Annotated in this window: 24 protein-coding genes and 1 pseudogene; 5 read left to right on the forward strand and 20 right to left on the reverse strand. The window is 62.5% G+C overall.

The window, feature by feature from the left end; genetic code table 11:
• Window positions 1–112 precede the first annotated feature (112 nt).
• The 3 genes and pseudogenes from V8G57_RS11940 to V8G57_RS11950 form a co-directional block, all read right to left on the reverse strand.
• Complete coding sequence (locus tag V8G57_RS11940) at window positions 113–1,330, reverse strand: aspartate aminotransferase type Ic (protein ID WP_342829584.1); 1,218 nt, start codon at window positions 1,328–1,330, stop codon at window positions 113–115.
• Between the two features lie 53 nt (window positions 1,331–1,383).
• Window positions 1,384–3,006, reverse strand: coding sequence for a gamma-glutamyltransferase (ggt, locus tag V8G57_RS11945; protein WP_342829694.1), 1,623 nt, complete (start codon window positions 3,004–3,006; stop codon window positions 1,384–1,386).
• 226 nt (window positions 3,007–3,232) lie between these two features.
• Window positions 3,233–3,952: pseudogene (locus V8G57_RS11950) on the reverse strand (GNAT family N-acetyltransferase); the annotation flags it as partial.
• 119 nt (window positions 3,953–4,071) lie between these two features.
• On the opposite strand from V8G57_RS11950, the gene pdxR reads away from it, so the two are divergent.
• Window positions 4,072–5,550 (forward strand): MocR-like pyridoxine biosynthesis transcription factor PdxR, encoded by a 1,479-nt coding sequence (gene pdxR / locus V8G57_RS11955; protein ID WP_342829585.1) that lies wholly within the window; start codon window positions 4,072–4,074, stop codon window positions 5,548–5,550.
• Here the strand turns inward: pdxR and V8G57_RS11960 are convergent.
• On the reverse strand, window positions 5,547–5,930 hold the full coding sequence (locus V8G57_RS11960; RefSeq protein ID WP_342829586.1) for a DUF427 domain-containing protein: 384 nt from the start codon (window positions 5,928–5,930) through the stop codon (window positions 5,547–5,549). The genes pdxR and V8G57_RS11960 overlap by 4 nt on opposite strands.
• 280 nt (window positions 5,931–6,210) lie before the next feature.
• Between V8G57_RS11960 and V8G57_RS11965 the strand changes: the two genes are divergently transcribed.
• Window positions 6,211–7,419: an IscS subfamily cysteine desulfurase gene (locus V8G57_RS11965; RefSeq protein ID WP_342829587.1), complete on the forward strand. Its 1,209-nt coding sequence runs from the start codon at window positions 6,211–6,213 to the stop codon at window positions 7,417–7,419.
• On the opposite strand, the gene V8G57_RS11970 is transcribed toward V8G57_RS11965, so the two are convergent.
• From V8G57_RS11970 to V8G57_RS11995, 6 genes are all read right to left on the reverse strand, one after another.
• Window positions 7,416–7,820 (reverse strand): VOC family protein, encoded by a 405-nt coding sequence (locus tag V8G57_RS11970; protein WP_342829588.1) that lies wholly within the window; start codon window positions 7,818–7,820, stop codon window positions 7,416–7,418. The two genes, V8G57_RS11965 and V8G57_RS11970, sit on opposite strands and share 4 nt — an antisense overlap.
• 2 nt (window positions 7,821–7,822) lie before the next feature.
• Window positions 7,823–8,641: an alpha/beta fold hydrolase gene (locus V8G57_RS11975; protein WP_342829695.1), complete on the reverse strand. Its 819-nt coding sequence runs from the start codon at window positions 8,639–8,641 to the stop codon at window positions 7,823–7,825.
• Between the two features lie 41 nt (window positions 8,642–8,682).
• On the reverse strand, window positions 8,683–9,786 hold the full coding sequence (locus V8G57_RS11980; RefSeq protein WP_342829589.1) for an ABC transporter substrate-binding protein: 1,104 nt from the start codon (window positions 9,784–9,786) through the stop codon (window positions 8,683–8,685).
• Between the two features lie 164 nt (window positions 9,787–9,950).
• Entirely contained in the window at window positions 9,951–10,754 is an 804-nt protein-coding gene (gene scpB / locus V8G57_RS11985) for a methylmalonyl-CoA decarboxylase (RefSeq protein WP_342829590.1), read from the reverse strand.
• Entirely contained in the window at window positions 10,751–11,998 is a 1,248-nt protein-coding gene (locus tag V8G57_RS11990) for a CaiB/BaiF CoA transferase family protein (RefSeq protein ID WP_342829591.1), read from the reverse strand. Before V8G57_RS11990 ends, scpB begins: the two co-directional genes overlap by 4 nt.
• Before the next feature lie 51 nt (window positions 11,999–12,049).
• Window positions 12,050–13,366 (reverse strand): MFS transporter, encoded by a 1,317-nt coding sequence (locus tag V8G57_RS11995; protein ID WP_342829592.1) that lies wholly within the window; start codon window positions 13,364–13,366, stop codon window positions 12,050–12,052.
• A gap of 178 nt (window positions 13,367–13,544) precedes the next feature.
• Between V8G57_RS11995 and V8G57_RS12000 the strand changes: the two genes are divergently transcribed.
• On the forward strand, window positions 13,545–14,489 hold the full coding sequence (locus V8G57_RS12000; protein ID WP_342829593.1) for a LysR substrate-binding domain-containing protein: 945 nt from the start codon (window positions 13,545–13,547) through the stop codon (window positions 14,487–14,489).
• Window positions 14,490–14,507: 18 nt separating this feature from the next.
• Here the strand turns inward: V8G57_RS12000 and V8G57_RS12005 are convergent, their stop codons facing one another.
• On the reverse strand, window positions 14,508–15,668 hold the full coding sequence (locus tag V8G57_RS12005) for a JmjC domain-containing protein (protein ID WP_342829595.1): 1,161 nt from the start codon (window positions 15,666–15,668) through the stop codon (window positions 14,508–14,510).
• Window positions 15,669–15,943: 275 nt separating this feature from the next.
• Entirely contained in the window at window positions 15,944–16,507 is a 564-nt protein-coding gene (locus tag V8G57_RS12010; protein ID WP_092398609.1) for an energy transducer TonB, read from the reverse strand.
• On the opposite strand from V8G57_RS12010, the gene V8G57_RS12015 reads away from it, so the two are divergent.
• Both V8G57_RS12015 and V8G57_RS12020 read left to right on the forward strand, forming a co-directional pair.
• Window positions 16,506–16,712: a hypothetical protein gene (locus tag V8G57_RS12015; RefSeq protein ID WP_139220073.1), complete on the forward strand. Its 207-nt coding sequence runs from the start codon at window positions 16,506–16,508 to the stop codon at window positions 16,710–16,712. The two genes, V8G57_RS12010 and V8G57_RS12015, sit on opposite strands and share 2 nt — an antisense overlap.
• A gap of 193 nt (window positions 16,713–16,905) precedes the next feature.
• Window positions 16,906–18,363 (forward strand): sensor histidine kinase, encoded by a 1,458-nt coding sequence (locus tag V8G57_RS12020; protein WP_342829597.1) that lies wholly within the window; start codon window positions 16,906–16,908, stop codon window positions 18,361–18,363.
• A 33-nt stretch (window positions 18,364–18,396) separates the two neighbouring features.
• On the opposite strand, the gene V8G57_RS12025 is transcribed toward V8G57_RS12020, so the two are convergent.
• From V8G57_RS12025 to cyoA, 8 genes are all read right to left on the reverse strand, one after another.
• Entirely contained in the window at window positions 18,397–18,894 is a 498-nt protein-coding gene (locus V8G57_RS12025; RefSeq protein WP_254785106.1) for an acyl-CoA thioesterase, read from the reverse strand.
• A gap of 192 nt (window positions 18,895–19,086) precedes the next feature.
• Window positions 19,087–19,623 (reverse strand): response regulator transcription factor, encoded by a 537-nt coding sequence (locus V8G57_RS12030; RefSeq protein WP_092398784.1) that lies wholly within the window; start codon window positions 19,621–19,623, stop codon window positions 19,087–19,089.
• Window positions 19,613–20,962: an ATP-binding protein gene (locus V8G57_RS12035; protein ID WP_342829599.1), complete on the reverse strand. Its 1,350-nt coding sequence runs from the start codon at window positions 20,960–20,962 to the stop codon at window positions 19,613–19,615. The genes V8G57_RS12030 and V8G57_RS12035 overlap by 11 nt, the downstream gene beginning before the upstream one ends.
• Entirely contained in the window at window positions 20,952–21,800 is an 849-nt protein-coding gene (locus tag V8G57_RS12040; RefSeq protein ID WP_342829600.1) for an SURF1 family protein, read from the reverse strand. Before V8G57_RS12040 ends, V8G57_RS12035 begins: the two co-directional genes overlap by 11 nt.
• A complete protein-coding gene (cyoD, locus tag V8G57_RS12045) occupies window positions 21,797–22,282 on the reverse strand; it encodes a cytochrome o ubiquinol oxidase subunit IV (RefSeq protein WP_092398616.1) in 486 nt (161 codons plus the stop codon). Before cyoD ends, V8G57_RS12040 begins: the two co-directional genes overlap by 4 nt.
• Window positions 22,279–22,908, reverse strand: coding sequence for a cytochrome o ubiquinol oxidase subunit III (gene cyoC, locus V8G57_RS12050; protein ID WP_092398618.1), 630 nt, complete (start codon window positions 22,906–22,908; stop codon window positions 22,279–22,281). Before cyoC ends, cyoD begins: the two co-directional genes overlap by 4 nt.
• Window positions 22,901–24,904: a cytochrome o ubiquinol oxidase subunit I gene (gene cyoB / locus V8G57_RS12055; RefSeq protein WP_092398620.1), complete on the reverse strand. Its 2,004-nt coding sequence runs from the start codon at window positions 24,902–24,904 to the stop codon at window positions 22,901–22,903. The genes cyoC and cyoB overlap by 8 nt, the downstream gene beginning before the upstream one ends.
• A 99-nt stretch (window positions 24,905–25,003) precedes the next feature.
• Window positions 25,004–25,945 (reverse strand): ubiquinol oxidase subunit II, encoded by a 942-nt coding sequence (cyoA, locus tag V8G57_RS12060; RefSeq protein WP_342829601.1) that lies wholly within the window; start codon window positions 25,943–25,945, stop codon window positions 25,004–25,006.
• Between the last annotated feature and the right edge of the window lie 52 nt (window positions 25,946–25,997).

Below are 25,997 nucleotides of genomic sequence, written 5' to 3' on the forward strand. Positions count from 1 at the left end.
TATTAGTGCAAATAATTTGTAACCGGCGCCCGCGCTCCGGCCCAAAAATCATGAAGCTGACGGCAGCAGCGCCCGGACGCTAATGCCGCCGTACAGCAATCCTTGCAGCACCCTACCCCGCGATGGCAACCCTGAGCGCCAGCGCAATCCCCTTGGCTGCTTGCGAGATCTCGTCCAGCGACGGGAAGCTGGGAGCGATGCGGATGTGGCGGTCCTCGACGTCGTTGCCATAAGGGAATGCAGCGCCGGCAGACGTCAGCGTGATGCCTAGCTCTTTGGCCAGTGCGATAGTCCGCTTGGCGCAACCAGGCGGCGTGACGAGGTCGATGAAATAGCCGCCGTGCGGCCGGGTCCAGGTTACTCCGTCGATCCCGCCCAGGTAGGCGTCGAACTGCGCCAGCACGGCGTCGAATTTCGGTTTCAGCAGCTGGCGGTGGCGTTCCATCAGCGCTTCGACATTGGCGCGGTCTTTCAGGAAGCGCACGTGGCGCAGCTGGTTGATCTTGTCCGGGCCGATGGTGCGCACCGATGTCTTGCGCTGCCACCAGGCGATGTTGGCTGCCGATGAAGCCAGCGCGGCCAGGCCGGCGCCGGCCAGCGTGATCTTGGAGGTCGAGGCAAAAACGATGGCGCGGTCCGGATTGCCGGCGCGTTCGCAAGCTTCCAGCACATTGATGGTGGTGTGCTTCTGCTCGCTCAGGTGATGCAGGCGGTAAGCATCGTCCCACAGCAGCAGGAAATCCGGCGCGGCGGTCTTCATGGCGGCCAGGCGCTGCACCACTTCGGCTGAATAGATGGCGCCGGAAGGATTGCTGTATTTGGGAACGCACCACATGCCCTTGATGCTGGCATCGCCGGCCACCAGTTTTTCCACCAGGCCCATGTCCGGGCCGTCGTCGCTCAGCGGCACGCTGATCATCTTGATGCCAAGCGATTCGCAGATCGAGAAATGACGATCGTAGCCTGGCACCGGGCACAGGAAAGTCACCGGCTGCTGCCGGCTCCAAGGCGCATGGCCGGTTATCCCGTATAACAGGCAGAACACGATGGCGTCGTGCATCAACGCCAGGCTGGCGTTGCCGTCCACCACCACCTGCCCGGCAGGCACGTCCAGCAGGCTGGCAAACAGGGCGCGCGCTTCCGGCAGGCCGCTGGCTATGCCATAGTTGCGTGTGTCGGTGCCGTCGGCGGCGGTAAAACCGTCGAGTTGCTGCAGCAAGGCGCTGGACAGGTCGAGCTGCTCCGGCGCCGGCTTGCCGCGCGACATGTCGAGCTTGAGGCCGAGCTGCTTGAATGCATCGTATTGCGCTTGAATCTCTTGTGAAGTCATTGGTTTTTCCTGCAAAGGCAGCCCCAGGCTGGGGCTGCGCGTTAATCAATCAATCAATAGCCCAGCGCCAGTCCCGAGTTGCGGCGCGGGTCGTTGGCGCCGTAGAACCGGTTCTTGCCAACCGGCTTGCCGCCCAGCGATGGCGCCCCGACCAGTATGGCGGCGACATGGTTGAACGGTTGCGGCACGGTGAACTTCTGGCCCCAGCCTTCGAGGATTTTCTGGGTATCGGGGCTGAGCGTGAACGGTTCGAGATTGGTGGCTTCCGGCAGCCACTGCTGGTGGAAGCGCGGCGCATCGACCGCCTCCTGCAGGTTCATGCCGTAGTCGATCATGTTCAGCATGGTCAGCAGGGTCGCCGTGATGATGCGGCTGCCGCCAGGCGTGCCGACCACCATTACCGTCTTGCCGTCCTTGGTGACGATGGTCGGGCTCATCGACGACAGCGGACGTTTGCCGGGAGCGATGGCGTTGGTCTCGCCCTGCACCAGGCCGTACATGTTGGGCACGCCGATCTTGGCTGTGAAATCGTCCATTTCATCGTTGAGCATGATGCCGGTCTTGCTGGCCATGACGCCGGCGCCGAACCAGTCGTTCAGCGTGTAGGTGACCGACACCGCGTTGCCCCATTTGTCGACGATCGAATAGTGCGTGGTGTTGCTGCCTTCATGCGGCGCCACCCCGGGCTTGATGTCCTGCGATATACCGGCCTTGTGCGGATCGATGGCGGCGCGGATCTTTGCCGCATAACCCTTGTCAAGCAAACGCGCCAGCGGATTCTTCACGTAGTCGGGATCGCCCAGGTAGCTGTTGCGGTCAACATAGGCGTGGCGCATGGCCTCGATCTGGTAGTGCATCGCCTGCGCTGAGCGGAAGCCGAGGTTTTGCATCGGGTAGCCCTCGAGGATATTCATGATCTCGCAGATGACCACGCCGCCCGAGCTGGGCGGCGGCGCCGAGACTACGTGGTAGCCGCGGTAATCGCATTCGACCGGCGCCAGTTCGCGGGTTTTGTACTGGTCGAGGTCAGGCTGGGTGAGGATGCCCTTGCCGGCCTGGCTGGAGGCGACGATGGCTTGCGCCACCCAGCCTTTGTAGAAGCCGTCGCTGCCCTTGGCGCTGATTTCGCGCAAGGTCTTGGCCAGGTCCTTTTGCACCAGTTTCTGGCCGACGCGGAACGGCTCGCCTTTGTTGAGGAAGATGGCGCCCGAGTCGGCCGCATCTTTCTTGAAGGCAGCGGTTGCGGTGTCCAGCATGTCGACATCGCCCTGGTCCAGCACGAAGCCGTCTTCAGCGTACTTGATGGCCGGCGCGATCACCGCGGCGCGCTTCATCGTGCCGTATTTGCTCAACGCCAGCTCCATGCCGGACACCGTGCCCGGCACCCCGACCGCCAGGTGGCCCTTGGTGCTCAGGTTGGGAACCACGTTGCCGTTCTGGTCCAGATACATGTTGGCGGTGGCCGCCAGCGGCGCCTTTTCGCGGAAATCGAGGAAAGTCTTGCGGCCGTCGGCCAGCTGGATGGTCATGAAACCGCCGCCGCCGATGTTGCCGGCGGCCGGATACACCACCGCCAGCGCATAACCGACCGCCACTGCGGCATCGACCGCATTGCCGCCGTCCTTGAGGACGTCGACGCCGATACGGGTGGCAAGGTGCTGGGCCGTGACGACCATGCCGTTCTCGGCCGCCGCCGGCGCCAGCGAGGCGGCCTGGGTGCAGGCATAACAAAGGGCGAATGCGGTCGCAAGCAGCGACTTGGCCAGGGGATTCGATTTCATGTGCAGGTCTCCAGTGCTGGGGAAAGGGACGTTGTCAGCTGCGGCCCGGCAGCGCAGCGATGCCAGGACCGTGCACCACATTCTATAGTGGATAGACGAGGAAAAGCGCGAACTAAGCCGCTGCCGGCCTGGGCTTGCGCAACGCCGTCAGCGAAGCCCGCTGCTGCCCTTGCCCGTCGAAGTTGCCGGGCGCCAGCCACTGTTCAAAAGCCGCGCGCAGTTCCGGCCACTCGCCGTCGACGATCGAGAACCACGCAGTATCGCGCGAGCGGCCCTTGTAGACGATGGCTTGGCGGAATATGCCCTCGAACTGGAAACCGAGGCGCGCGGCCGCCTGGCGCGACGGCGCATTGAGGCTGTCGCATTTCCATTCGTAGCGGCGGTAGCCGAGGTCGTCGAAGGCGTGCCGCATCAGCAGGTACTGGGCCTCGGTCGACACCGGCGTGCGCTTCAGCAACGGTGAAAACGCCACAAAGCCGACTTCGACGACACCATTGGCCGGGTCGATCCGCATCAGGGCCAGGGTGCCGACCGCCTTTCCCGTCTTGCGCTCGATCACCGCATAGTGCAGAGGATCGCTGCCGGCGGCGGCCTGCTCGGCATAGCTGCGGTAGCCGGCGGCATCGGCGAACGGGCCGACCGACATGTAGGTCCAGTCGCGGCCGTCCGCCGCCTGGCTGTAGGCGGTATACAGGTCGGCGGCATGGCGTTGCGCATCCAGCGGCTCGAGGCGGCAGTAGCGGCCTTCGATGGCGGCGTTGTGCGGGGGACGCGCACGGGCAGTCCAGCTTGGCAAGGGTTCGCCGATCGGCTGCTGGTACGTATTCAAAATGCTGGGCATAGAAGATTCCTTGCTGGATGAGGCCCGGCATGCGCCGGGCATGTGCTAAAGTAAGCCCTTCGTGGCCCTGGAAAAAGATCCACATCCCACATATTTCATGGTGCCACGCTGACACTCCCATGACGACCGCCCCCGCCCGCCTGCAGCAAGCCCTGCTCGAAGCCCCGCTGGACAAAGACAGCGGCGCAACGCCGATGCAGCGCCAGCTGCATCATCGCATCAAGGAAGCGATCCTGGACGGCCGGCTTGCCCCCGGCAGCCGCCTGCCCGGCTCGCGCGCCTTGGCTGAAGCGCTGTCGATCTCGCGCAATACCGTGACCGCCGCCTACGACCTGCTCGCCGCCGAAGGTTATGTCGCGCCCGACCGCCAGGGCACCAGGGTGGCGACGCTATCGCGCCCGGCGCCGCCGCATCGGCATCTGCAGCGCGGCGCATCGCCTGCCCCTGCCGTAGCACTGCGCCTGAACCGCATCCCGGCCAGTCCACCGCGCACGGACGCCAGCGCGACGCTGCGCCCGGGCGTTCCAGCCTTGTCCCATTTTCCATTGGCGGCCTGGCGCCGTGCCGTCGACCGCGCGATCCGCCGCAGCGGGCCGTCGGCCCTGGGTTACGGCGACCCGCTGGGCGAACCGGCGCTGCGCGCTTCCATCGCCCGCCATCTCGGCATCGCCCGCGGCGTGCGCTGCGAAGCGGAGCAAGTCATCATTACCGAAGGCGCGCAGGAAGCGCTGGCGCTGTGCGTGCGGCTGCTGACCAATCCCGGCGACACGGCCTGGGTCGAGGATCCCGGTTATCGCGGCGCAAAAGCGGCCATGCATGCCGGCGACTTGCACATCGCGCCGCTGCGCATCGACGGCGACGGCGTGATCGCAACGGAAGACGACTGGAAATCCCCGCCGCGCCTGGTCTACACCACGCCCTCGCATCAATACCCGGCGGGCGCGGTGCTGACGGTTGCCCGGCGCCTGGAGTTGATCGCGCAGGCGCGGCGCCATGGCGCGTGGATCATCGAGGACGACTACGACAGCGAATTCCGCCACGCCGGCGAACCCATCGGCGCCATGCAGGGACTGGTGGCGCAGGCGCCGGTGCTGTATGTGGGAACCTTCAGCAAGACCATGTTCCCTTCGCTGCGGCTGGGATTCCTGGTGCTGCCGGCGGCGCTGCTGGCCGAGATGCAGACGCCGCTGGAAGAAATGCTGCGCGGCGGCCACCGCTACGAACAGCTGGCGCTGTCCGAGTTCATCGAAAGCGGCCAGTTCAGCCGCCACCTGGGACGCATGCGGCGCCTGTACCGCGATCGCCAGCAGGCGCTGCGCGAAGCCATCGCGCGCCACCTGCAGGTACCGCACATGATCGAAGGCGGCCACTGCGGATTGCACCTGACGGTGCGGCTGCCGGCCAGCTATCCGGATCGCAAGATCGCCGCGGCCGCGCGCCGTTATGGCATCTCCCCCTACCCGTTGTCGGGTTTCGCGCTGCAGCCCAGGCCGGAAGACAACGGCCTGGTGCTGGGCTACGGCAACACTTCCGCCGAGCTGTTCGAACCCTTGATGCGCCGGCTGTCGCAGCTGGCGCGCGCCGCGCAAATCTCCTAGCCTGCTGGATATTCTTCGATGGCGTCGACGCGGTCCGGGTAAAACGCCAGGTGATCCTTGATCCCGGCCACCGCCGCATAAGGCGCTTCATAACTCCAGACGCTGTTCACGCTACGGTCGCCGCCGGCGGGAATGCTGTAATAAGAGCATTCCCCTTTATAGGGACAGTAGGTGGTATGCGTGCTGGGCGCCAGCTGGGACATGTCGACATCCTGGCGCGGGATATATTGCACCGCCGGATATGCCGACTCGCGCAGCGTCAGCGCCTTGCCGGTGTCGGCAACGACGCGCCCGGCGACGGTGACGCGGACCCGCGCCAGGTTCGGCGTCACCGTGATCGGATGGTCCGGGCCCGGGATCTTTATCGGTTTCTCAGTCATGGCGCTAATCCTTTCCTGTGGCTTGCGTTAAACGTGTGCTGGACACGATAGCACGCAGCGGGCGACGGTGCCGGAACGGCATTCAGTTCCGAGCCAAACGATTGTCAGACACCGGAATGGTGCTGCCCGGCGCATTGGCGAGCGAACTTAAATCTCTGGATGCTTTTCGAAAAACAACTCCAGAAATATCAATAAACGCATATCAAAATGAAATAATATTTGTTTTTCAAATAACGTATTAGGCGTAAAGTATCGCCATGCCAACTCAGGATTTCCCGACATGACCGCAACCAGTGCCTGTACCACCGCAGTTCCCGGCAACTCGCGCGCCGTAGCAGAAACAGCAACGCCGCAGCTTCCCATCTACCTCGACTATTCAGCGACCACGCCAGTCGACCCGGCCGTGGCGGCCAAGATGTGCGAATACCTGACTGAAAAATTCGGCAATCCAGCCAGCAGTTCGCACGCGTTCGGCTGGGAAGCCAGGGCGGCCGTGGAACGGGCGCGCAGGCAAGTAGCCGCGCTGGTAGGCGCCCAGCCCGGCGAAATCGTCTGGACTTCGGGCGCTACCGAATCGAACAACCTGGCCCTGAAAGGCGCCGCCCACGCCTTGCGCGAAAGCGGCCGCGGACGCCACCTGGTGACCATGAGCACCGAGCACAAGGCGGTGCTGGACACCATGCGCACGCTGGAACGCGAAGGATTTGAAGTCACCTACCTGGCGCCGCAGCCGAACGGCCTGCTCGACCTGGAAACATTCAAGGCGTCGCTGCGCAGCGACACCATCATCGCCTCCGTCATGATGGTCAACAACGAGATCGGCGTGATCCAGCCGGTTGCCGAGCTGGGAGAAATCTGCGCCGGGCGCGATATCGTGTTCCACGTCGACGCGGCGCAAGCGGCCGGCAAGGTCGCCATCGACCTGCGCAGCCTGAAGGCCGACCTGATGTCGTTCAGCGCGCACAAGATCTACGGTCCGAAAGGGATAGGCGCGCTGTTCGTGCGCCACGATCCGGCGCTGAAGCTGGAAGCCCAGATCGACGGCGGCGGCCATGAGAACGGCATGCGCTCCGGCACCCTGGCTACCCACCAGATCGTCGGCATGGGCGAAGCATTCAGCCTGGCGGCGCAGCTGCTGGACAGCGAAAACGCCAGGATACGCAGCTTGCAGGACCGCTTGTGGGAGGGCTTGAGCGATTGCCCCGGAGTCGTGCTCAACGGCGACCGCCGGCAGCGCGTGCCACACAATTTGAACCTGAGTTTTGAGATTCCAGGCAGCACGCCTATCGCGGCGCAGCTGCTGGACATCGCGGTGTCGGCCGGCTCCGCCTGCAATTCGGCCAACGCCGCGCCATCCTATGTGCTGTCCAGCCTGGGACGGCCGGACGCGCTGGCGCGCAGCGCGATCCGCTTTTCATTGGGACGCTATACCACCGCGCAGGAAATCGACTATACGGTGGCGACGCTGAGGCGGTTGCTGAACGCCTAATCGCTCCGAATCGGACAGTTAAGCATCCACTGCACCCCGAAGCGGTCCGTCAGCTTGCCGAAGTAGTCGCCCCAGGGCTGGATGCCAAGCGGCGTGGTGACGTTTGCGCCTTGGCTCAAACGCGCGAACAGCTGGTCGGTCTGCTCGCGGCTGTCGGTCATCAGGATGTGCGCCGAGCCGCGCATGGGTTCGGCGTCGTCATTGTCTGAAGCATAAAACAGGACGCCCGGTCCCTCGAACCTGGAATGCATGATCTTGCCGCGCATCGCCTCGTTCTTCAGCGGCATGCCGCCGGCGCCGTGATACATGACTTCGGTCACCTGGCCCAGCCCGCATTCGGTATAGAAGGCCAGCGCCTGTTCGCAGCCGGTGGTGAAAAACAGGTAGTTCGATTGCTGCATCGTCATCGCTCCTGGTGTGCGCTAACCTTCTCGAGGAAAGCCTGCATTACACCATTGAATTGCCGCGGCCGCTGCAGCGGCGCAAAATGGCTGACGCCCGGCATCACGATCAGCTCCGCTCCTGGAATGCTGCGGCTGAGATGTGCGGCATGTTCGGCTTTGATGAATTCATCATGCTCGCTTTGCACGACGGCGACAGGCGCCTGGATTTCAGCCAGGTCGCGCGCCGAATAATTGGGTTGCGTCTTCATCATCAGCCCCACTGCATCGGCAAACGCGGCGAACTGGTCCGGCGTGGCCGATAGCTGGGCGTAGTCCTTGGCGTGACGGCTGAAGCAACGGTCGATGACAGGCGTCGCCTGGAACTCCTTGACGCCGCTCGGATCCATGTTGCAGCCAAAGAAAAACACGCCGGCGACGCGCGCCGGCGCTTGCATGGCGAGGACCAGTGCGGTGCAGGCGCCGTCGCTCCAGCCTACTATCGGCGCTGTCTTTATATGCAAGACGTTCATCACGGTCAATACGTCGGACGCCATCAGCTCATAGCTGAACGGCCGTGAATCGCGTGTGCTGCGGCCGTGGCCGCGGCTGTCGATCAGCACCACGCTACGGCCGGAGCCGACCAGCATCGGCAGCTGGTAACCCCAGTTGCCGCTGTGGCCAAGGCCGCCGTGCAGCAGGATCACCGGCGGGCCGGAACCGTAGGTCGCATACCAGATGCGCGCGCCGTCGCGGGTCACATGGCCCTGGTCGTCCGCCGCCGGCAGCGGCGCGGCGCCATGCGCTGCGAAATTCCTGAGGTCGTCGTCGAATGTTTCCATCGTATTCATTGCAAGGTTCAACGCCAGGCCCGATGCAAGGCTTAACGCAAAATCGCGCCGTGTTTGCCGATCATGATCATTTCCACGAATTTCGAGCCGTCATGATTGTCCGGCGTATACGATACCCGCACTCCGCCCAGGTCGAAATCGCGCATGGTTTCCAGCGCCGCCATCAGTTTTTGCCTGGTCGGATTAGGGCCCGCGCGGCGCAGCCCCTCGGTCAGCAGCTTCGCTGCCACAAAACCCTCGAATGCCGAATAAGAAGCCGGCGGAGGCTTCGGCATGCTTTTCAGGACGCTCTGGAATTCGCGGCTCACGCCGGCGCTGAAATTCTTCGGGTACGGCATCACCTGCATCACGCTCACCCCTCGGCCATCCTCGCCCAGCGACTCGAAGAAGGTATCGGAACTGACATTGGAAAGCATCATGAAGGAGGGATGGAATCCTTTCTTGTGGACCTGCTTGACAAAATCGGCGCAGGCCGACGGCGTGCAAGCCATCAGCACGGCCTGCGGATTGCCGGCGATGATGGCGTCGACCGCCTTGTCGATTTTCAGGTCCTTGCGGTCGTAGCTGGCAGTCACCAGGGCCTTCAGCTTGTGCGTCGCCAGGTTGCGCTCAAAACCGGCCAGGCCGTCGCGGCCGAAGCTGTCGTCCTGGTACAGGATCGCGACCTTGCGGATCGCCAGGGAACTGAACAGTTCCACCATTTTCGCCGTTTCGTCCTGATAGCTGGCGCGCAGGTTGAACAGGTAGGGATTGAATGGCCGGTGCAGGCTTTGGCCGCCGGAAAACGGCGCGATCAGCGGTACTTTCTCCACCTGCAGCAAAGGCAGGACGGCTTCCACCGTCGGCGTGCTGCGGTAGCCGAACAAGGCCAGCGCGTTATCCTGGGCCAGCAGCTTCTCGGTATTGCGTTTGGTGGTTTCCGGCTTGCGCTGGTCGTCATAGGATTTCAGCTCGATCTTGCGCCCATGCACCCCGCCTTGCGCATTGACCCAGCCGAAATAAGCCAACGCGCCCTCCATGTTTTCCTTGCCGGTAGCTTCGCCCGATAACTCCACGGACTGTCCGATGACGATCTTTTCCTGGGCTCCGGCGCTGGCCATGGACGCCAGGAAAAGAAGCGCAAATAGCGTCTTCATGATGATTGTCTCCCTGATTATGATTATTTTCGGTCGACAATACTCTCACGAACCTTGCAAATAGCTTTCATTTTTCAAGGTTTTTGATCTTTGCAAGGCAGAGATAAGACAATGACAAGAGCGGGGGGGATGTGTTTTTATCAACGTCCACCATTGCAGCTGGTTCAGGCGCCTCGGAACAACGGCTGGCGGCGGCTGGCGAAAGCGCTCAGCCCCTCGCTGAAATCCTCGCTGGCGCAGGCTTGCCGCCGCAGTTCGGCGATCTGTTCCAGCGCCTGCACCGGCAGCGGCTGCAGGTCTTCCAGGATGCGCAGCTGCTCCTTTACCGCCCGCACCGCCAGCGGCGCCTTGGCGGCGATCCCGCGCGCCATCTCCAGCGCTGTCGCTTGCAGCTGATCCTGCTCGACCAGCCGGTTGACAACGCCGAAATGGGCTGCGCGCTCGGCCTCCAGCGGCCGGGCGCAAAAGAACATCTCCTTGAGCACATGGATCGGCAGGTTATGGAAAAAGCGCAGCAGCCCGCTGGTGGTATACGGCAGGCCGATGTTGGCCGGCGTCATGGCGAAGCGCGCGCTGCGGTCGGCCACCACCAGGTCGCAGCTCATCGCCAGGTCGACCGCCCCGCCCCACACCGATCCCGAGATCATCGCGATAACTACGCCCGGATAAGCCCGCACGCTGCGCAGCACGCGCTCCAGCGGCTTGCCGTAGGCAAGCGGATCGCGGTCGTGCGCAAGTTCGCCCAGGTCGTGGCCGGCGCTCCACACCGCCTGCCCGATCCCGCTGCCAAGCAGTATCACCGGCAGCCGTTGCGCCGCCAGCTCATCCAGGCGGGCCTCCAGCGCGCCCAGCAGCTCGGCGCTGAGCGCATGGCGACGGGAAGGATTGCTGAACACAACCTGGCCTATCCCCGTTTCGACGATGTGGGCGCTGACCGTGGCCGAAGATCCATCCGGTGCCTGGTTCATTGCGCCACCTCTACACATTGTTCCGTTGCCGGCGGCGGACCGGCTTCGTTTTGATACACGATGTTTGCCGCCAGCAAGGCATCGATAGCCGCATCGTCGAAACCGGCTTCGCGCAACGCTTCCACCGTGTGCTCCCCGAGGCCGGGCGGCGCCCTGTGGGTAACCGGCGGCGCCGCGCCCACGCCATAGGCCGACACCGGCGTGACCACCTGGCGCAATGCACCTAGCGTGGGATGCTCGACCGTTTCGACCAGCCGGCAATGCTGCACTTGCGGGTCGTCGAACACTTCGGCCAGAGTATTGATCGGCCCCGCCGGCAAACCGGCGTCGATGAACAGCTCGCTCCATTCCCGTTTGCCGCGCGTCTTCAGGCGCTCTTCCAGTATGGCCTTCAACGCATCGCGGTGAAGCACGCGTTTCTCATTGCTGGCGAAACGCGGATCGTCCGGCAACTCCGCCAGGTCGAGCAGCTGGCACAGGCGCAGCCACATGCCGGCAGTGATCGGCGCCAGGTTGAGCGGACCGTCGGCGGTCTCGAACACGCCGTAGGGCGCGATCACCGAATGGGCGTTGCCGGTGCGCTGGGGAATCTCGCCCAGGCTCAGGTAGCGCTGGCCGTGCACGCTCAGCAGCCCCACCAGGCTGGCCAGCAGCGAACTGCCGACATGCTGGCCGCGCCCCGTGCGCTCCCGTTCCAGCAGCGCGGCGAGCACCGCCATCGCCAGCCACATGCCGGAACTCATGTCGCCGATGGCGGTGCCGGTGCGGGTCGGATCGCCGTCAGCGAAACCGGTCAGGCTCATCATTCCCGAATAGCCTTGCGCGATCTGGTCGAAACCGGGCCAGCCGCTGAGCGGACCGTCGGCGCCGAAGGCGTTGATGCTGCCCATCACCAGGCGCGGATTGCGCGCGCTCAGCACGTCGAAACCGAGGCCCATGCGCTCGACCGTGCCCGGCTTGAAATTCTCGATCACTACGTCGGCGCCGTCGATCAGCCGCTGCAGCGCGGCCAGCCCTTGCGGCTGGCGCAGGTCGATGCAGATGCCGCGCTTGTTGCGGTTGCAGGACAGGTAATAAGTGCTGACGCCACGGTCGAACGGCCCCCAGTTGCGGCTCATGTCGCCGTCCGGCCCTTGCTCCACCTTGATGACGTCGGCGCCGAGGTCGGCCAGCGCCATCGTGCAGAACGGCCCGGACAGCGCGCGGCTGAGGTCGATTACCTTGATTCCCTTTAATGCTTGCATCTGCTTCTCCAACTGATGACTGGTGACGGGTGAATGACGGCGCAGCCGGCGCTATCCGGGCAATGCCTGGTGGCGGGTTTCCACTGCAAAAGGCAGGATCAGCAGGCCGGCCGCGAAAGCCGCCGCGGTCCAGGCGATCGGCAGGCCGAGCGAGCCGTGCCATTGAATCGCCGCGGCCAGCAGGAAGTTCACGCCGGCGCCGAGGAAACGGCCGACGGAAGCGTTGAAGGCAAACGCCGTGGCTCGTATCCGGGTCGGGTACTGTTCCGGCAGCCACAGCGAGAAGATGGCGAAATTACCGCCGAAGAAACCCAGGAACAGCAGCGACGCCATGAACAGGTTGAGCCCGTCCGGCAGGTAGAACACCCAGCCGAAGGCAAACACGATGGACAGCGCCATGCCGCCGAAATAGATGCCGAGCGCGATGCGCCGGCCCAGCCGTTCGGCCAGCCACGGCGCCGCCAGGCAGCCGAGGATGGTAGCGAACGACAGGATCGCCGCGCCGACCGACGCCAGGTGCACGGCGCCGACGCCGTCGATGCCGGCCCGCTTGGCCAGCGTAACCACCGCGCTGGCTTCATAGACCGAACCTGCCCACAAACCGATGATCGCTACGCCCACCAGCGTGGCGCTGGTCAGCGTGCGGCGCAGGTAGGCCGGGGCAAACAGTTCGCGCAACGAGCTGCGCGCGCTGGCCATGGCGGTCGAATTATGGCTGCCCTTGCGCCACTGCCCCGGCTCCTTCACACGCAGCACGGTGAAGATTGCGAGCAAGGCCGGCGCCAGGCCGCACAGGAACATGGCGCGCCAGCCGTAGGCAGCGCCGACCGTGTAGTTCAGCCAGGCGGCGATGAAAAAGCCGACATAGTAGCCAGTCTGCAGGTAGCCGGCGCCCATCTTGCGGCGGTCCTCCGGCCAGCTTTCCGCCACATAGGTACCTGCCAGCGCCCACTCGCCGCCCACGCCGATGCCGGCGATCAGGCGGAACGCCGCCAGCGCCCAGACATTGTCGGCAAACGCGGCGGCGCCGGTAAACACTGAATAGATGAGGATGCTGGCGGCCAGGGTCTTGACCCGGCCAAAACGGTCGGCCAGCGGCCCCCATATGAAAGACAGCCCCCAGCCGATCAGGAACAAGGCAAACAGGATGGAACCGTACATGCCTAAGTTGCCAGGCGTGGCGGCAATACCCGACGCCGGCAGCAATTCGGTCAGCGCCGGGATCAGCACCAAGGCATAGATCACGGAATCGACCCCGTCCATCACCCACCCCGCATACACCGCCCAAAAGCCGCCGACCTGCTCGCGGCTCAATGGTGTGCGCCTGGGCTTGGCGCCCGGCTCCTGTAGTGCAATCGCCTTGACCATTCCTGTCTCCTTGTCAACCTGTGTCGGCCGTGGTGACGCGATTCCGGACTGCCTGGCCGGGCCTGCGTCGCATTTTTGTGGAGCCAGTATAGGGAGACGGTAAATAATTTAAAAATATGTTATTACTCTCTCGCTATAGGATTAACGTATGGAATAAATCGCTTGAGGAGGAGATGAAATGGACTTGCGGCAACTGCGGTATTTCGTCAAGGTGGTCGAGTGCGGCAACGTCACGCACGCCAGCGAACTGCTGCATATCGCCCAGCCCGCGGTCAGCCAGCAGATGCGCAACCTGGAACGGGATCTCGGCATGCAGCTGCTGGAACGCAGTGTGCACGGGGTGGCGCCGACGGCGGCCGGACGGACGCTGTACCGGCATGCGACTGAGCTGCTGCGGCAAGCCGACGGCACGCGCGAGCTGTTGCGCCAGGACGCCGAACTGCCGCAAGGCAAGGTGTCGGTCGGCATGCCGTCCAGCACCGCGCGGGTGTTGGCGATGCCGCTGGCGCGCCTGGTGCGCTACCGCTATCCCGGCATCGTGCTGGAACTGATCGAAGCGCCGAGCGCAGACCTGGGCGGCCTGATCGGCGACGGCCGGGTGGAAATCGCGGTGGTGGCCGATGCCGTCGAAACGCGCGGCGTGGCGGTGCAGCGGCTGGTCACCGAGGTGCTGCACCTGATTGCATGGCCGGATTTTGCGCTGCCGGCCGGGCCGGTGAAACTGGCCCAGCTGGCGCGCATGCCACTGATCCTGCCCAGCGCGCCGAACTCGATACGCAGCCGGGTCGATTGGGCGCTGCGTGAAGCCGGTCTCTCGTGCGAGGTGCTGTTCGAGGCCAGTTCCACCGCGCTGCTGTTCGCGGCGGTGATCGCCAGGCTCGGCGTCACAATCCTGCCGTGGTCGGCTGCGCATGTCGAACTGGATGAGCGCAAGCTCAAGCTGGCGCAGGTCGACCATCCCCTGTTCTTGCGCGACCTGTCGCTGTGCTGGCACGATACCGAGCTGCTCAGCAATGCCGTGCAGAAGGTCAAGGCGATCATTGTCGAGCTGTTCGATGTGCTGGGGCAGCGCCCGGAATGGACCACCGAAATGCGCAGCAAACCGGCAAAAAAATTGAAATAGCCGTGCCGCTCGCCGCGATCAAGGCTGGCGGCGCAGGATCAGGCCGATCTCGGCGAACTGTTCCAATATCTCGCCGATGCGCGCGGTCGCCACCGCGTCCAGCGCCTGCACCGCCTGGTGGCCGTGGAAAGGCTTTTTCCGCGCGCGTATCCATTGCAGCACTTGCCGTGCGTCCGGCGCCAGCAAGCTGCGCTCGCGCTTGCGGCCCGATTTGGTGACCAGCACATCGTCGTCGCGGCCACGGCCGATCTCGAATTCCACCTCGGGGTTCCGCTCAAACGAAGCAGTAAACGCCCCGCCCCAGTCGGCCAGCAAATCCGCGGCGGACAGCGACGCCACAGCGTCGCCGGTGGCATCGATCAGGTTTTGCAGGCGCTGCCGTTTTTCTTCGTGGCCCATGGTGGAACCGAGGCCGAAGGCCAGTTCGCGGCCCGCGTCGTGCTTCAGCATCCGGTCCTTGATTTCTTCCATCAGCAGGTCGGTCCAGGATGGCGGATTGATGGTGAACAGCAGGGATAGCGACGGCTCGTGGTTGAGGGTGCAATGCCAGTAGCCCGGATGCAGGTAAACCAGGGTGCCGGGCTTGGCCTCGAAGCTTTTGCAGCCGGCAGGCATGCGGGTCGGAAACGGCTGGCGCGCGTATTGCTGCATGTGTTCGTTGACCGCCGCGCCGGCAGACCAGCCGACGTGCGGGTTGACCACATGCCGGTTGGCGGCGACGCTCCACTGCTTGCTGCCGATCAGCTGTATGTTGATGGTGACGTTGGGATCGAAATGGAAGGTCGAGCCGGTGCCTTGCGAAATGAACGCTTCGAAATAGACATCGTCCTGGCGCAGGCCGAGGTCGCGCTCGAGCGCACGCGCAATCGGTTCCAGCGCCGGCACGTGGTCTTCCACCTTGCTCAGGTACAGCGTGTAGCCGCTTTCATAGAAGGCGGGCAGCTGGCGCGCGGTGGCGTTGATCAGCGGGTTCTTGGTGTCGCGCGGGGCCCAGGCGTCGGCGTCGCCGCGCCAGGCTTCCAGCAGTGCATCGATGCTGGACAGCTCCGGGATGGCGGCGATGTCGGCGAAACGCTGCGGTGAACCGTGGCCTATGTAAGGTTTCTTCTGCCAATAGCGCGCCATGAAGGTATCTACCGCTAACGGATGGATCAGATCGGCTAATCCCAGCTTTTTCATCGTCGCTCCCCCTCGTCTCGGAACCATGGATTACCAGGGACAATTCAGAAACCGGGCCCGCTTGCGCCTGGCCCTTCCAGAAGCTTATTCAGGAACTTGATGCACGGACTTGATGCACGGACTTGATACGCATGCATGGTTAAGATTAGCTCAATATTTCCATATAGCAATATTATTTTTGTGCTACCGTCCATTGCGGCCGCAAACGAAGCGTCGGCCACGCCGGGCATGATGCTCGGCGTGGTTTGCCATCCGCTGGCTATCGCCGTGAAGGGCTATCGCTTGGTGGTATGTACGATGTGATAGGCAAAGGCCGAGGCTACCGGCGCCCCATCCAGCCTTGCCGGAGAAAACTGCGTTGACTGCAGCCCTTTGATTGCCGTGTACGCCAGGATTTTTTGATCGTCGCTCAGCATGAGTTCCCCATTGTTTTTGGCGCCAAGGATATCGACGGCGCTGACAGATCCGGTTTCGTCGACATGCACGATCAATTTCACATCTTCTTTGTGAGACATCGAATTATCCATGCGGACTCCTCGCGACACTCCCAAATTGCGCAACAAGCTGCGAATGTTTGGCGACGGGAATGGGGGAATCACCTTTTCATCGGTGATATCGACAAATTTCCGCCATAGCGACTGCTCATTAGGCGACAGCTCATCCCAGCTTTTATTGACGTCCACGGCGATCCCAAGCGATGCACGGCTTTTGCTGATGGATGACCCGGTCCTCGCATCGCCGACAGCGATGGAATATTCCGCTTCCGACGCATGCGCGGGCAACAACAGGCAGCTGGCGATGACAACCGGTAAAACCGTCCGAGCCTGAAAAATGACCATGTATCTAATCTCCGCCAAGAAAAATCAAGAAAATGGCGCGCTGTGCCCGCTACGAAAAAAAGACAGCGCGAATGGAATCAGTTGCCACGGCATTTTCATTGCAGGAAGGCTACCCTGTCAAACTGGAAACCGGCTGCAATTGCAAAGCTGTCCTGTTTTCCAGTTTACCGGGCAGCCTGGAATCGAAGCAGTCCGGCAGCGGTAGTTATAATTGGCAGTAAAAACGCCATCCGCAGCACTTGAGTGATATATTGCCCTATTGCAACTTATTGTTTGGGTGAGGAACAGCGTAATTTGCAGCTCTCAATACCGGCCGGGCCCCATGCGGCATTGTGAGTTGTATAATGGATAACTTGGTTCAGGTCCACCACGCGGATACCCACCCTTTGACATTGCCAATGTACTCATTATTACCCGCCTTGGTAGCCTCGGTTTTCCTGGGTTACGGCTTGTACGTACTTTGCACGCAGGGATTCACCCGCATCGGCATCAGCTTTTCCGCGCTGTGCATCATCTCCGCGTTCTGGCAGGGAACCTGGGCGGTGCTGTTCCAGGTCCATACACCGGGCCTGGCGATGTTCCTGATCAAGTTCGGCTACCTGCTGATCCTGTTCCTGCCGACCAGCCTGTACCACTTCCTGACCGAGGTCTCGGACCGCGCCAAGGAACGCCACCTGGTTTACCTGTCTTACGGGATCGCCTCGGTCCTGGCGCTTTTCCTGGTTGGCGGCGACCTGTTCATTTCCGGCTTCTACCAATATTTCTGGGGCTACTACCCCAAGGCAGGACTGCTCCACCCCATCCATGTACTGCAGACGGTAGTGGTGGTCAACCGCGGCCTGTATATCACCTTCCTGCAGCAGAAAAATGCGCCGCCCAACAAACGCATCAGGCTGCGCCTGTGCATCGCCGGCATCCTCACTTATTTTTTTGCCGCGGTCGATTACCTGTGCAACTACGGCTTCGAGTTCTATCCGCCCGGCGTGCTGTTCATCGCCGTCAGCCTTGGCATCATCACGGTGGCGATCGTCAAGTACGGACTGTTCAACCCCATGGCGATTGCCGCCAGCGTGGCCCACGAAATGCGCACGCCGCTGCTCTCCATCCGCAACCAGGCGCAAGGCATCAACAAATATATCCCGACGCTCCTGCACAGCTACGAGCTGGCGGTCGCCAACAACCTGTGCGAATCGTCGCTGCCGCCGTTCGCGATGACCTATCTCGCCACCATAGGGAAGACGCTGACGCACGAAGTGGACCGTACTAATGCGGTGCTGGACATGATGCTGGCGTCGATCAAGATGGACCAGATCGACAAGACCAATTTCAGCCAGCACGCCATAGGACACTGCCTGGCGGAAGCGGTCGACCGCTATACCTATGACCGCCAGGACCGGGAGCGCATCGTGGTCGCCAACGCCGAGGAATTCCGGTTCTACGGATCGGATACGCTGCTGATACTGGTGCTGTTCAACCTGCTGAAAAATGCGCTGTACGCCATCAAGATGGCCGGCAAGGGTGAAATCCGCATATCGACGGCGCGCGGCCCGACTGTCAACCGCATGTATTTCAGCGACACCGGGACTGGCATAACGGGCGAGGCGCTGCCGAACATTTTCGACGGCTTCTTCACCACCAAGCAAAGCGGCGGCACCGGGGTCGGCCTCACGTTCTGCCATCGGGTGATGGCGTCGTTCGGCGGACGCATACTGTGCGATTCCGTGGCCGGGCAATATACGACATTTACCCTGGAATTCCCGATGGTGGAGGACCACCCGTCGGACGATCTGTTTGCGGCGCCGGCGCCGCGCCAGGCGGAGCAAGAGGCTGCTGCCTCTCCTCCGCATGGTCCCTAGGTCAAGGACAGGCTGATACAGCCCGTTACGCCGTTACTCTCCCATCTCGATTTCATATTGCCGGATCTTTTCAAGGATGTGCTCCGGCAGCCGCGAAATCCTTTTCTCCTTGTTGGCGAAAACGATCTGCTGCTGGCCGGTCGCCACCAGCTTGCCCTCTACCAGGAACCGGAACGCCAGCGAAAACGAGCATTGCTTGATGGCGAAAGTATTGACTTCGCACGCAATCTTCTGGAATGCGAATGTCTCGCAGACATACTGTTGCTGCGCCTCTTTCGTGATGAAGACGCCCAGCGACTGCAGCATGTCGGCGGAGATGCACTCGAAAAACCAGCGCTCGCGGCAAATCCCCTGCCATTCGAAATGCCGGGCGAAATAAATGTTCCCGGTGGCGTTCGAATCTTTCAGGTAAACGTCGATCGAATGGTGGAAGGTCTTGGGTTGGCGCGGCCGCAGATAAGTGAGCGGGAAAGGAATGGCTTCTATTTCGGTTTCTTGGACAACAGGACGCTGGGTCAAGATGGCAGACATGATGGTAACTCCCATAAGCAAATGGAAAATGGCTGGTTTCAACAGCCGCTATTGCCTCCCCGCCCGGTCCGGGCACGAGGATGCAGCTTATAGTGTTAATCATGTGACGCCACTTACAAGGAACGACGCCATAAACAGCCGCGAGGCGGCAAACGGCGATATGTGGTAATTGCCGCCGCTTATTGGCGATGGTTATTTGATGCGCTGTTTTTCCAGCTTGCGCGCCAGCGTGCGCCGGTGCATTCCCAGGCGCCGCGCCGTTTCCGAAATATTGAAGCCGGTTTCCACCAGCACTTCATGGATGCGTTCCCATTCCAGCGTCTTGATCGAGGTCGAGCGGTTGCTCAGTTCAATCGCCGCGGCGCCGGCGACATGGCCGAAAGCCGCTTCGATATCATCGGTGTTGGAAGGCTTGGCCAGGTACTGGCAGGCGCCAAGCTTGATTGCTTCCACCGCCGTGTTGATGCTGGCGAAGCCGGTCAGCACCACGATCAGCATGGCCGGATCGTGCTTATGCAGCATCTGCACGCACGCCAGCCCGGAAGTGCTGTCGTTCAGCTTGAGGTCGACTACCGCATATCCGGGCGAATGCTGGCGCAGCAGCGCAGCGGCCTGGTCCAGGTTCGACGCCAGCAATACGGCATAGCCGCGGCGCTCGAACGAACGGCCCAGCGTGCGCGCGAAAGTGGCGTCATCTTCGATGATCAGCAGCAGGCGGTCAGTTGCCATGTCCGGCATCCCCTTCAAGGCTGATCGACGCCAGCGGCAGCGTGAGCTGGACCAGCGCCCCACCCTGCTCGCGGTTGCGCGCGGTTACCGTGCCGCCCAGCTTGCGGGCGACGTTAACCACGAAAAACAGGCCCAGGCCGCTGCCTGGCCGTCCCTTGCTCGACTGGTAAGGCTTGCCCAGGTGCGCCAGCATCGCCGGCGCAAAACCAGGGCCGCTATCGGTCACCACCAGGGTCAGCGCATCGTCTTCCCGCGTCGCTTCCAGGCTGACCCACTGCGGCGATGCTTCGAGCGCGTTGTCGAGCACATTGCAGATCATCTGCTTCAGCGCCGAGTCGAAGGCGACCGGCATATCCTGCTCGATCCGGTTTTCGTAGGCAAACGAGACAATCGGCCGGGTCGCGCACCATTCCTTGGCCAGGTCGTTGAGGAAAGTGCTGATGGTGGTTTTCACGGACGACTCGCCGCGCGCCTCGCCGGCCGACAGCAGGATGCCGCTGACGATGCTCTTGCAGCGCTGCAGCTGGGCTTGCATCTCGCCGATTTCTTCCAGCAGTTCGCTGTTCGTGCTGAACTCCGGCATGCGCCGCCAGTCGCCCAGGATCACCGACAAGGTGGCCAGCGGCGTGCCGAGCTCATGCGCGGCGCCGGACGCCAGCAGCCCCATGCGCACGATGTGGTCTTCCTCCGCCGCGCGCTGGCGCAAATCGGCCAGCTGGGCGTCGCCGGCGCGCAGGTTGCGGCCGATGCGGGTAACGAAGAACACCAACAGGGCCGCATTCAGCACAAAACAGATCAGCAAGCCTTCCACATACAGGCTGGACAAGCCGCTGCCATGGTCCGGCGGCAGCGCCAGAGGCTCGCAAAACAGCGACAGGCCGGCCAGGCAGACGCTGGTGACGGCGACGATGGTCCAGGTCGACCAGGTTTCCAGCAGCACGGCGCTGAGGATCACCTGCAGCAGGAACAGGAAGGCGAAGGGATTGCCGATGCCGCCGCTGAGGTACAGCTGGGCGGTCAGGATGCCGACGTCGACCAGCAGCGCCAGGAACAGCTCGCCGTTGCTCGCCACGCGCCGCTCATGCCAGCGCAGGTGGCTGGCGATGTTGAACGCTACCAGGCAGGCCAGCACCTTCAGCATGTGCGGCAGCGGCAACTGGATGCCGAAGCCGACGATGACGATGGCGATGGTGGTGATCTGGCCGACCACGGCGATCCAGCGCAGCTGGATCAATTGCAGCATGTTCTTGTGGCCGGCGGCGTTTTCGACGCCGGCCGCCAGCGTCCAGCGCCGCTTCAAATCTTCTGTATTTGCAAGAATATCAATTTTACTTGCCATCTTCACTTTCACGGTCGATACCATCCGCATTGGCGCCGGCGCCCGGCCGATAACGCCGGCGCAGGTTCCTTTCCTCGCGCCCTACCCAGAAACAGGCGCCCGCCACCATCAAGGCAAGAGCATACCAAGTGAGAGCATAAACCAGATGGTTATTGTGAAAGGCAATCACCGTCAAGCCGCCGACCGGGCGGTTGCCGCCGGTGTCCCTGCCGGCTGTCGCCGCGTCCGCATCGATGAAATAAGGCGCCGCCGGCGACAGGTTGCGCGCCGCCGCTATCGCTTGCACGTCGCGCGAAAACCAGCGGTCGCCGGCCGGATCGTTGTGGCGCAGAAAACCGCCGCCCGGCTCGCTCATGCGCAGCAGTCCGCTTACCTCGGCCGGACCGACATCGGGGCCGTCCTGTTCGGCGCCGGCCTTGGCCGGCACAAAACCGCGGTTGACCAGCACCACGCTGCCGTCCACGCTGCGCAGCGGCGTCAGCAGCCAGAATCCGCCGCCGAGTTCGGTCGAAGCCTGGACCCTGGCTGTCAGTGCGTAGAGGAATGTGCCGCTGAGACGCACGCGCCGATATTCATCGGCGTCGGCATTGACTTGCGGCCAGCGTTCAGGGCCGGGAGCGGCCACGGCGGGCGCGTGCACCCGCTGTTCAACCCGTTCGATCAGGGCCAGCTTCCATTGCAGCCGCTTGAGCTGCCAGGTGCCCAGCGCGGCGAAACCGGCAAACACCAGCCCGGCGCAGATGGCCAGCGCCAGCAGCACGGTTGTGGAGCGCGGCCTTGGCGCAGCCGGGGCCGCATCCTGACTGTCCGTCACCATGCCGCGCGGCGCCTGTTTCATTGCATGTGTTGCATATGCTGCATGTCGTGCGTTTTTGGCATCCCAGGCATCTCGGGCATCGCCTGCATCGATTCCGGCACCACTTCCGTGGTGTCAGGCATCATGCCCGGCATCATGTTGTGGTTCAGGTGGTACATCACCCACAGAGAACCGCTCAGCATGATGAACACCAGCATGATCGTGAAGATCAGCGCCAGCATCGACCAGCCGCCTTCGGATTTGGTGTTCATGTGCAGGAAATACACCATGTGCACCACGATCTGCACCGCGGCGAAACCGAGCAGCACCAATCCGGTGGTGCTGGATTTGTCGAAGACCTTGCCCATCACCAGCCAGAACGGGATCGCCGTCAGGATCACCGCCAGCACGAAGCCGGTGGTGTAGCTCTTCAGGCTGCCGTGGTCGGCATGGGTGTGGCCGTGGTGATCGTCGTGGCCATGGGCGACGACGCGCGCCGGGTGCTGTTGATGTCCGCCGCTCATGGCAAAACTCCCATCAGATAGACAAAGGTGAAGACGCCGATCCAGACCACGTCCAGGAAGTGCCAGAACATCGACAGGCACATCAGGCGCCGGCCGTTTTCAGCGGTCAGCCCATGGCGCTTGACCTGGAACATCAGCGTGACCAGCCAGACGATGCCGAAGCTGACGTGCAGGCCGTGGGTCGACACCAGGGCGAAGAAGGAAGTCAGGAAGCCGCTGCGTTGCGGTCCGTAGCCTTCGTGGATCAAGTGCGCGAATTCATACAGTTCGAAGCCGATGAAGCAGGCGCCGAGGATGCCGGTGACGGCCAGCCAGGCCAGCGTTGCGCCCTGGCGCTTGCGCTGCATCTCCAGCATGGCGAAACCGTAGGTGATCGACGACAGCAGCAGCAGCGACGTGTTGACCGCCACCAGCGGCAGGTCGAACAGTTCGGCGCCGGTGGGGCCGCCTGCATAGTTGCGGCCCAATACGGCGTAGGTCGCGAACAGGCAGGCGAAGATCAGGCAGTCGCTCATCAGGTACAGCCAGAAACCGAGCAGCGTGCCGTTCTCCGGGTGATGTTCGCGGGTGTAGAAGCGCGCGCTTGGATCAGCCGCGCCGGCGGGGTTCATAGTGATATCAGACATGGCTAGCCAGCAATCGTGTGCGTTCGCCCTCGGTACGGACGACCTGGTCCGCCGAGATATGGAAATCGCGGTTGTAGTTGAAGGTGTGGATGATGATCGCAGCCATCATCGCTGCGAAGCCGAGGCCGGCCACCAGCCACATGTGCCAGATCAGGGCAAAGCCGACGGCTGCGCTGAGCGCGGCGATGATGAAACCGGCTGCCGTGTTCTTCGGCATGTGGATAGCGACAAAATCCTTCAGCGGACGGCTGTAGCCGTTGGCCTTCATGTCGGTCCAGGCGTCGTTGTCATGCACCACCGGCGTGAAGGCAAAGTTGTAGTCAGGCGGCGGCGACGAAGTCGACCACTCCAGCGTGCGCGCGCCCCATGGATCGCCGGTGGTGTCGCGCAGCGATTCGCGGCGGCGGAAGCTGACGATCAGCTGCACGATGAAGGAAGCGATGCCGAGTGCGATCAGCACGGCGCCGAAAGCGGCGATCTGGAACCAGATCTGCAGCGACGGATCTTCGAAGTGGCCCAGGCGGCGCGTCACGCCCATCAGGCCCAGCACGTAGAGCGGCATGAAGGCGACGTAGAAACCGATGGTCCAGAACCAGAAGCAGCACTTGCCCCAGAAATCGTCGAGCTTGTAGCCGAAGGCTTTCGGGAACCAGTAGTTGATGCCGGCAAACATGCCGAACAGGACGCCGCCGATGATCACGTTATGGAAGTGGGCGATCAGGAACAGGCTGTTGTGCAGCACGAAGTCAGCCGGCGGCACCGCCAGCAGCACGCCGGTCATGCCGCCGATGACGAAGGTGATCATGAAGCCGATGGTCCACAGCATGGGCAGCTCGAAACGGATGCGGCCGCGGTACATGGTGAACAGCCAGTTGAAAATCTTGGCGCCGGTCGGGATCGAAATGATCATCGTCGTGATCCCGAAGAAGGAATTGACGCTGGCTCCCGAGCCCATGGTGAAGAAGTGATGCAGCCACACCAGGTAGGACAGGATGGTGATCACCACGGTGGCGTAAACCATCGAGGTGTAGCCGAACAGGCGCTTGCTGCTGAACGTCGAAACCACTTCAGAGAAGATGCCGAACGCCGGCAGGATCAGGATGTAGACTTCCGGGTGGCCCCAGATCCAGATCAGGTTGACGTACATCATGGCGTTGCCGCCCATGTCGTTGGTGAAGAAGTTGGTGCCGAAGATGCGGTCCAGCGACAGCATGCCGAGCACCGCGGTCAGCACCGGGAAGGCGGCGACGATCAGGACGTTGGTGCACAAGGCGGTCCAGGTAAACACCGGCATCTTCATCATGTTCATGCCTGGCGCGCGCATCTTGACGATGGTTGCAATCAGGTTGATGCCGGACAGCAGCGTCCCTACCCCGGCAATCTGCAATGCCCATATGTAGTAGTCGACCCCCACATCCGGACTGGCAAGAATGCCCGACAGCGGTGGATAAGCCAGCCAGCCGGTACGGGCGAACTCGCCGACGAACAGCGAAGCCATCACCAGCATGCCGCCGAAGGTCGTCATCCAGAAGCTGAAATTGTTCAGGAAAGGAAATGCCACGTCGCGCGCGCCGATCTGCAGCGGCACCACGTAGTTCATCAGGCCTGTCACCAGCGGCATGGCGACGAAGAAGATCATGATGACGCCGTGCGCGGTGAAGATCTGGTCGTAGTGGTGCGGCGGCAGGAAGCCGGCGGAATCGCCGAAGGCAAACGCCTGCTGGGCGCGCATCATCAGGGCGTCGGCAAAGCCGCGCAGCAGCATCACCAGGCCCAGCACCACGTACATGATGCCGATCTTCTTGTGGTCGATGCTGGTGAACCAGTCGCGCCACAGGGTGCCCCATACCTTGTAATAGGTCAGCGCGCCAAGCACGGCCGCGCCGCCGATGGCGACCATGATGAAGGTCGCGATAAGAATCGGTTCGTGATAGGGAATCGCTTCCCAGGTGAGACGGCCGAAGATCAGCTTGGTCAGATCAATATGGTCTAGCATCGTTACTTTCCGGTAAAAAAGGGAAACACGGCGCCTACCGTGCATGTTGCGGCGCCGCCGCTGGCAGAACAGAACACTGCCGGCTCTTGCTGCAAACGGTTATTCATGGTCTTTGGCCTGGTGCCCAGCCATGCTGTGGCCGCCGTCGGCCGCCATCATCTGGTCCATGCACATCTGGCCCGGCTCGATGCAGCGGTTGAGGATGGCGTGGTACAGGCTTGGATCGACAGCGCCGTAGTAACGCACCGGTTCCTTCTCGCTCGGTTTTTCAAGCTGCAGGTAGTCGGCCCGATCCAGCTTGGCGCTGGCGGCCTTGGTGGTTTTTACCCAGTTGTCGAAATTTTCCGCGGTCATGCCGTGGAACTTGAACTTCATGTCGGAGAACCCGGCGCCGCTGTAGTTGGCCGAAAAGCCGTCGTATTCGCCCGGCCGGTTGATCACCGCATTGAGGGATGTCTGCATGCCGGGCATGGCGTAGATCTGGCCGGCCAGTGCTGGAATGAAGAAGGAATTCATGATGGCCGACGAAGTGATCTTGAAGCGGATCGGCATGTCGACCGGCGCCGCCAGTTCGTTGACGGTGGCGATGCCTTGTTCCGGGTAGATGAACAGCCATTTCCAGTCCAGCGCCACCACTTCTACCGTCAGTGTCTTGGTATCCGCGGGGATCGGGCGGTTCGCATCGAGGCGCGACAGCGGCCGGTAAGGATCCAGGGTGTGGGTGCTGATCCAGGTCAGCAGGCCGAGCGCGATGATGATGAGCAGCGGCGCGCCCCAGATCACCAGCTCCAGCTGGGTCGAGTGATCCCAGTCGGGTTCGTAGCGTGCGGCGGTATTGTTCTTGCGGTAGCGCCAGGCAAACCATATGGTCAGCGCAATCACCGGGACGATGATCAAGAGCATCAGGATCGTGGAAACCACGATGAGGCGGCCCTGCTGGGAAGCGATGTCGCCTGACGGATTCATCACCACCGTATTGCAGCCAGCCAGCAAAATGAGGGGAAGGAGGAGCAATCCGCGCCGGGATAAGAGGGAAACCATAGAGTAAAAGTACCGTCGAAGCTATCAGATTGTGATAATGTACACTGACTGG

The sequence above is a fragment of the Collimonas rhizosphaerae genome, assembly GCF_038896935.1.
Taxonomy (GTDB): Bacteria; Pseudomonadota; Gammaproteobacteria; order Burkholderiales; family Burkholderiaceae_D; genus Collimonas; species Collimonas rhizosphaerae.

Coding starts and splice junctions, on each gene's coding strand:
- V8G57_RS11940 (WP_342829584.1), bottom strand. CDS start 1,330: ATGACTTCACAAGAGATTCAAGCGCAATACGATGCATTCAAGCAGCTC.
- ggt (WP_342829694.1), bottom strand. CDS start 3,006: ATGGTCGTCACGGCCCAGCACCTTGCCACCCGTATCGGCGTCGACGTC.
- pdxR (WP_342829585.1), top strand. CDS start 4,072: ATGACGACCGCCCCCGCCCGCCTGCAGCAAGCCCTGCTCGAAGCCCCG.
- V8G57_RS11960 (WP_342829586.1), bottom strand. CDS start 5,930: ATGACTGAGAAACCGATAAAGATCCCGGGCCCGGACCATCCGATCACG.
- V8G57_RS11965 (WP_342829587.1), top strand. CDS start 6,211: ATGACCGCAACCAGTGCCTGTACCACCGCAGTTCCCGGCAACTCGCGC.
- V8G57_RS11970 (WP_342829588.1), bottom strand. CDS start 7,820: ATGCAGCAATCGAACTACCTGTTTTTCACCACCGGCTGCGAACAGGCG.
- V8G57_RS11975 (WP_342829695.1), bottom strand. CDS start 8,641: ATGGAAACATTCGACGACGACCTCAGGAATTTCGCAGCGCATGGCGCC.
- V8G57_RS11980 (WP_342829589.1), bottom strand. CDS start 9,786: ATGAAGACGCTATTTGCGCTTCTTTTCCTGGCGTCCATGGCCAGCGCC.
- scpB (WP_342829590.1), bottom strand. CDS start 10,754: ATGAACCAGGCACCGGATGGATCTTCGGCCACGGTCAGCGCCCACATC.
- V8G57_RS11990 (WP_342829591.1), bottom strand. CDS start 11,998: ATGCAAGCATTAAAGGGAATCAAGGTAATCGACCTCAGCCGCGCGCTG.
- V8G57_RS11995 (WP_342829592.1), bottom strand. CDS start 13,366: ATGGTCAAGGCGATTGCACTACAGGAGCCGGGCGCCAAGCCCAGGCGC.
- V8G57_RS12000 (WP_342829593.1), top strand. CDS start 13,545: ATGGACTTGCGGCAACTGCGGTATTTCGTCAAGGTGGTCGAGTGCGGC.
- V8G57_RS12005 (WP_342829595.1), bottom strand. CDS start 15,668: ATGAAAAAGCTGGGATTAGCCGATCTGATCCATCCGTTAGCGGTAGAT.
- V8G57_RS12015 (WP_139220073.1), top strand. CDS start 16,506: ATGTATCTAATCTCCGCCAAGAAAAATCAAGAAAATGGCGCGCTGTGC.
- V8G57_RS12010 (WP_092398609.1), bottom strand. CDS start 16,507: ATGGTCATTTTTCAGGCTCGGACGGTTTTACCGGTTGTCATCGCCAGC.
- V8G57_RS12020 (WP_342829597.1), top strand. CDS start 16,906: ATGTACTCATTATTACCCGCCTTGGTAGCCTCGGTTTTCCTGGGTTAC.
- V8G57_RS12025 (WP_254785106.1), bottom strand. CDS start 18,894: ATGTCTGCCATCTTGACCCAGCGTCCTGTTGTCCAAGAAACCGAAATA.
- V8G57_RS12030 (WP_092398784.1), bottom strand. CDS start 19,623: ATGGCAACTGACCGCCTGCTGCTGATCATCGAAGATGACGCCACTTTC.
- V8G57_RS12035 (WP_342829599.1), bottom strand. CDS start 20,962: ATGGCAAGTAAAATTGATATTCTTGCAAATACAGAAGATTTGAAGCGG.
- V8G57_RS12040 (WP_342829600.1), bottom strand. CDS start 21,800: ATGAAACAGGCGCCGCGCGGCATGGTGACGGACAGTCAGGATGCGGCC.
- cyoD (WP_092398616.1), bottom strand. CDS start 22,282: ATGAGCGGCGGACATCAACAGCACCCGGCGCGCGTCGTCGCCCATGGC.
- cyoC (WP_092398618.1), bottom strand. CDS start 22,908: ATGTCTGATATCACTATGAACCCCGCCGGCGCGGCTGATCCAAGCGCG.
- cyoB (WP_092398620.1), bottom strand. CDS start 24,904: ATGCTAGACCATATTGATCTGACCAAGCTGATCTTCGGCCGTCTCACC.
- cyoA (WP_342829601.1), bottom strand. CDS start 25,945: ATGGTTTCCCTCTTATCCCGGCGCGGATTGCTCCTCCTTCCCCTCATT.